Origin of the sequence: Nitrosospira sp. Nsp14 (genome assembly GCF_900113575.1) — a bacterium.
Taxonomy (GTDB): Bacteria; Pseudomonadota; Gammaproteobacteria; order Burkholderiales; family Nitrosomonadaceae; genus Nitrosospira.
Genome location: NZ_FOPV01000053.1, coordinates 1 through 1,110, shown reverse-complemented (window position 1 = coordinate 1,110; position 1,110 = coordinate 1). Strand labels below are relative to the sequence as shown.

Genomic DNA, 1,110 nt, shown 5'->3' with positions numbered 1-1,110 from the left:
TGATATCCAAGAGCCAGGCGGAAAAACCCTTGCCTGAGCCAACGACCAGTCACGCACCTGACGGATCGCACAGTCACACGCCTGCTAAATGAGGAACTGAAGTCAGCCCCCGGCAAAACCGGGGGCTTTTTTGTTTATCCAGCGGTGATGATCGGCAAATCCTGATTTCAGAAACGAAAGGAATATTGAAGGCCTGCACCCGCAAAAGCCTGGTCAGTTCTGAGGTTGAAAACTATGTAAGGTCCGCTAATAAAAAAAAGGAGATTTTTTCATGAACAAGAAGAACTCGCACCTGAAATTCTCGCTGCTGCTCTCAGCGGTTATTTGGCTTGCTGCTACCGTTACGACGCCTGCGTTTGCTGATAATGCCGTCAAACTGAAAATACTGCTCATCACGACAGGAGAGGTAACAGAAGATGTGGGCTATGCCTACATCAAACCCGTGCTCGATGAAATGGGCGTGCCATACGATGTGTTGAACTCCAAGACGCAGGATCTTACCGCGGCGATGCTCGCCTCTAATGCGGGAGGGGCCAACTGCCTGGCTGCCGAAGCAGGTTGCGTGGGCAACTATAACGGCATCATCCTGACGGACGCTGGACTGAACCCAGCCTTCACGCCCACGGAATGGGACATGCTGCACAATTACCAGAAAAACTTTGGTGTCCGTCAGGCGGTACTGTCAGGATGGCCGGGGACCTACTGGGATCCACAGCCTCCTTATGGGGTATATTTGGATTACGGTCTGGTCTATTCCTCCGGCGGAGCCAGCTATGAAGGTCAATGGAGCGTGCCGGCGGCACTCAGCAAGGAAGTTTTTGAGTACGTGAACACGACCAATCCATTTCCGGTTACCGACTTCGCCTTTGCGGCCAATCCGCGAAATGACACTCTCACCCTGCGGGACGGATCGAAGCCCAACGTTGTGCCGCTTTTGAAAACTCAAAATGGGGAAGCTCTGGTATCGATCGTGCGCTACACCGTGCCCAACCAAACGGTGCCGGTAAGGGAAGTGATGATCTCGACCATTACCAATGCCACCTTCCTCATCCATTCGAAGGTTCTGGCCTACGAATTCATCAACTGGGTGACGCAGGGGGTATTCGTTGG

At 52.8% G+C, this 1,110-nt stretch carries 1 pseudogene; it reads left to right on the top strand.

Annotation, left to right across the window (positions count from 1 at the left end):
* Positions 1–271: 271 nt before the first annotated feature.
* Positions 272–1,110: pseudogene (locus BM022_RS14985) on the top strand (hypothetical protein); the annotation flags it as partial.